General features: G+C 63.1%; 1 protein-coding gene and 2 pseudogenes. All 3 read right to left on the bottom strand.

Annotation, left to right across the window (positions count from 1 at the left end; all coding sequences use genetic code 11):
* Positions 1-115: pseudogene (locus tag VN856_RS07415) on the bottom strand (MerR family transcriptional regulator); the annotation flags it as partial.
* A 3-nt stretch (positions 116-118) separates the two neighbouring features.
* Complete coding sequence (locus VN856_RS07420) at positions 119-1,618, bottom strand: NAD(P)/FAD-dependent oxidoreductase (protein WP_325687623.1); 1,500 nt, start codon at positions 1,616-1,618, stop codon at positions 119-121.
* A pseudogene (locus VN856_RS07425) lies at positions 1,615-2,091 on the bottom strand (ferritin-like domain-containing protein); the annotation flags it as partial. The gene VN856_RS07420 and the pseudogene VN856_RS07425, both read right to left, overlap by 4 nt.

Consider the following 2,091-nt stretch of genomic DNA (forward strand, 5'->3'; position numbering starts at 1 on the left):
CGTTTTCGACGACCTCCCGTGATTGGCGCCGGACGCGTTTAGGGGCGCGCCGCAGGTTCGCCAAAACACCGGCGATGGTGCCGGTTTCAGGGCGGGGCGGTCGGTTGGGTGCCATCGCTCAGGCGGATGAGCTCACGCGCACGGCTGCATGTTCGACCGCGTCGTAGTCGGCGTACTGGAAATCTCGCATCTGCTGAAGATACTGGGTGGCGAACCCCGGGTACATCGACACGTTGCGTCCGTCCTTGGTCAAATACCAACTGCTGCAACCCGACATCCACGTCGTCTTGGTGAGTCGCCGCTGGATGCGTTCGTTGTAGCGGCGCTGCACATCGTGACGGACATCGAGGTAGCGCAGATCGCTGTCCAAGATGGTGGTGATACCGCGGACGGCGTAGTCGAGCTGGCCCTCGATGTAGACCAGCAGCGAATTGTGTCCGGGGCCGGAGTTCGGGCCGGTCATGAAGAACAGGTTCGGATAGCCGTGCGCACTGGCGCTCTTGTAAGCCTGTGCGCCGTCGGCCCATTCGTCGCTCAACGATCGTCCGCCCAGGCCGGTGACCGGGAACGGCGGGCCGGTCAGATGCACGTCGTAACCGGTGGCGAACACGAGGCAGTCCAGATGGTGCTCGATGCCGTCGCTGGTGCGAAGGCCAACCGGGCTCAATGTGGCGATCGGCCAGTCGATCAGCTTGCAGTTGTCGCGCTGCAGGGCGGGGTAGTAGTCGCTGGAGACCAGCATTCGCTTGCAGCCCGGAGTGAAGTCGGGTGTGAGCTGGCGGCGCAGCCACGGGTCTTTGACCTGACGGTTCAGGTGCATCTTGCCGAGCCGGGCGACCACAGATGTCAACGGGGTGTTCCACACCAGCGCAGTCGCGCTTGCCTCATGGCCCCAGTACAGCGCTTGGCGCGCAAGCTGTTGCACCGCAGGGGCTTTGGCGAAGACCGTCTGGACAGCTGGCGGCGTCGCGAAATCGAAGCGGGGGAGCACCCAGCCCGGGGTGCGCTGGAATACCTTCACGAAATCGGCCTGCTTGACCAGTTCGGGGATGATCTGGATCGCGCTGGCGCCGGTCCCGATGACACCGACCCGCTTTCCGGTGAAGTCATAGTCCTTGTCCCACCGGGCACTGTGGATCTTGTGGCCTTCATAGGAATCGATGCCCCGCATGTCAGGGAAGCTGGAATCCGGTAGCGGCCCAGACGCCAGGATCACCGTGCGGGCGCGAAAACGCTTGCGGCTGGCGGTGGTTGCGGTCCAGACGCCGGCGTCGGAGTCAAAGGACAGTCCGGTGACTTCCTGACCGAACTGAATGCGGCGACGGATGTCGAACCGATCGGCCATGTCCTCGATGTGGTTGCGGATTTCGCCGGCCGGCGAATAGGTTCGCGACCAGGTCGGGTTCTTGACAAACGAGAACGAGTACAGCAACGACGGGATATCGCAGCTGGCACCCGGATAGCTGGTGTCCCGCCAGGTTCCGCCGACGCGGTCGCCGCGCTCCAGGATGATGACGTCGTCGACGCCGGCTTGGGCCAGCTTGATCGCTGCGCCAAGGCCGCTGAACCCGGCTCCAACGATCAGCGTGGCATGAGTGGCTGTTTTCGCCATGGTCATGCCGCCGGCTCGTGAGTGACTTCTCGAACCCAAGTAGGCACCGACGGCAATAGGGGCCGCGGATACCGGTCGGAAAGCCACACCATCGAATTGGCCAGCAGATGGTATGGGTGGCGCGGGTTGGTGACCACGCCGGCGTAGCGCCTCAGGAATCGATAAGTCGGTACTCGACTGGTGTGCTGTCCGCGGTCGCCGAGCTCTTTGAAGCGTTTCACGGCCTTGTACAGCCGCTCGGGCTCCATGCCCATGGCGGTGATCTCGTTGCGGATCCGGTTGATCAGCGGTGCACCCATGATCGCTAAGATGATGAGACCCGGAGTGGTGTTGCGGCCGACGAAGTCGATCAGCAGCCGTCGGATCTTCGCGTGCCCGATCAGGTCCAGAACCTCGAAATCAACGACTAGATGCCGTGATTCGTCGTTGTTGATCTTCTCGAACACCTGGCGACACACCGGGTCGTGTACCTCGTCGAG

Source organism: Mycobacterium sp. (assembly GCF_035603715.1).
Lineage (GTDB): Bacteria > Actinomycetota > Actinomycetes > Mycobacteriales > Mycobacteriaceae > Mycobacterium.

Coding starts and splice junctions, on each gene's coding strand:
- VN856_RS07420 (WP_325687623.1), bottom strand. CDS start 1,618: ATGACCATGGCGAAAACAGCCACTCATGCCACGCTGATCGTTGGAGCC.